Source organism: Mesorhizobium sp. M1338 (genome assembly GCF_040318045.1).
In the GTDB taxonomy this organism is placed as follows: Bacteria; Pseudomonadota; Alphaproteobacteria; order Rhizobiales; family Rhizobiaceae; genus Mesorhizobium.
Map to the genome: position 1 here is coordinate 92501 of NZ_JAMYLL010000012.1, position 2500 is coordinate 95000.

Below are 2500 nucleotides of genomic sequence, written 5' to 3' on the forward strand. Positions count from 1 at the left end.
AGCTACGGGGAGGTGCGAATACCCTTTGATCCGTAGATTTCCGAATGGGGAAACCCACCTAAGGTACTTGGAAAATCAGAGCAGCCGGAAGGTCGCAAGGCCGACTTGCCGCTGTGGTTTCCAAGTATCGATAATAGGTAACTTACCCTGAATACATAGGGGTAAAGTGGCGAACGCGGGGAACTGAAACATCTAAGTACCCGTAGGAAAGGACATCAACCGAGACTCCGGAAGTAGTGGCGAGCGAACCCGGACCAGGCCAGTGGCGATTGAGAGACAAGCGGAACCTTCTGGAAAGTAGGGCCATAGTGGGTGACAGCCCCGTACGCGTAATGCAATCAATCGTCCTCGAGTAAGGCGGGACACGTGAAATCCTGTCTGAAATTGGGGGGACCACCCTCCAAGCCTAAGTACTCGTGCATGACCGATAGCGAACTAGTACCGTGAGGGAAAGGTGAAAAGCACCCCGACAAGGGGAGTGAAAGAGTACCTGAAACCGATTGCCTACAAACAGTGGAAGCCCAAGGTTCGTCCTGGGTGACCACGTACCTTTTGTATAATGGGTCAGCGACTTAGTGTGACGAGCAAGCTTAAACCGCTAGGTGTAGGCGCAGCGAAAGCGAGTCTGAATAGGGCGTTCAGTTCGTCGCATTAGACCCGAAACCGAGTGATCTAGCCATGAGCAGGTTGAAGGTAAGGTAACACTTACTGGAGGACCGAACCCATAACTGTTGCAATAGTTCGGGATGACTTGTGGCTAGGGGTGAAAGGCCAATCAAACTCGGAAATAGCTGGTTCTCCGCGAAATCTATTTAGGTAGAGCGTCGACCGAATACCCCAGGGGGTAGAGCACTGGATGGGCTAGGGGTCCTCACCGGATTACCAAACCTAACCAAACTCCGAATACCTGGGAGTACTAGTCGGCAGACACACGGCGGGTGCTAACGTCCGTCGTGAAAAGGGAAACAACCCTGACCTACAGCTAAGGTCCCCAAGTTATGGCTAAGTGGGAAAGGATGTGAGGATCCCAAAACAACCAGGATGTTGGCTTAGAAGCAGCCATCATTTAAAGAAAGCGTAACAGCTCACTGGTCTAAATAAGGGTCTTTGCGCCGAAAATGTAACGGGGCTAAAGCCATACACCGAAGCTTAGGGTTTGGTCCGCAAGGGCCAAGCGGTAGCGGAGCGTTCTGTAAGCTGATGAAGCCATACCCGTGAGGGGTGGTGGAGGTATCAGAAGTGCGAATGCTGACATGAGTAACGTAAGGGGAGTGAGAGACTCCCCCGCCGAAAGACCAAGGGTTCCTGCTTAAAGCTAATCTGAGCAGGGTTAGCCGGCCCCTAAGACGAGGCGGAAACGCGTAGTCGATGGGAACCACGTTAATATTCGTGGGCTTGGAGGTAGTGACGGATCATTGAGGTAGTCCAATCTTATCGGATTGAACGGGCTGCTGCGTGGTTCCAGGAAATAGCTCCTCCTTATAAACCGTACCCGAAACCGACACTGGTGGTCTGGTAGAGTATACCAAGGCGCTTGAGAGAACTATGCTGAAGGAACTCGGCAAATTGCACGCGTAACTTCGGAAGAAGCGTGACCCTTTTCTACGCAAGTAGAGGAGGGTGGCACAGACCAGGGGGTAGCGACTGTTTATCAAAAACACAGGGCTCTGCGAAGTCGCAAGACGACGTATAGGGTCTGACGCCTGCCCGGTGCTGGAAGGTTAAGAGGAGGGGTGCAAGCTCTGAATCGAAGCCCCAGTAAACGGCGGCCGTAACTATAACGGTCCTAAGGTAGCGAAATTCCTTGTCGGGTAAGTTCCGACCTGCACGAATGGCGTAACGACTTCCCCGCTGTCTCCAGCATAGACTCAGTGAAATTGAATTCCCCGTGAAGATGCGGGGTTCCTGCGGTTAGACGGAAAGACCCCGTGCACCTTTACTATAGCTTTACATTGGCATTCGTAGTGGCATGTGTAGGATAGGTGGTAGGCTTTGAAACCTGGGCGCCAGCTCAGGTGGAGCCACCCTTGAAATACCACCCTTATTACTATGGATGTCTAACCGCGGCCCGTTATCCGGGTCCGGGACAATGTATGGTGGGTAGTTTGACTGGGGCGGTCGCCTCCTAAAGAGTAACGGAGGCGCGCGATGGTGGGCTCAGAACGGTCGGAAATCGTTCGCTGAGTGCAATGGCATAAGCCTGCCTGACTGCGAGACTGACAAGTCGAGCAGAGACGAAAGTCGGTCATAGTGATCCGGTGGTCCCGCGTGGAAGGGCCATCGCTCAACGGATAAAAGGTACGCCGGGGATAACAGGCTGATGACCCCCAAGAGTCCATATCGACGGGGTTGTTTGGCACCTCGATGTCGACTCATCGCATCCTGGGGCTGGAGCAGGTCCCAAGGGTATGGCTGTTCGCCATTTAAAGCGGTACGTGAGTTGGGTTCAGAACGTCGTGAGACAGTTCGGTCCCTATCTGCCGTGGGTGTAGGAATATTG

At 53.2% G+C, this 2500-nt stretch carries 1 rRNA gene (only partly in view); it reads left to right on the top strand.

What is annotated here, in order from left to right:
* A 23S ribosomal RNA gene (locus tag NKH19_RS14195) occupies positions 1 to 2500 on the top strand (it extends past both window edges: 74 nt to the left, 248 nt to the right).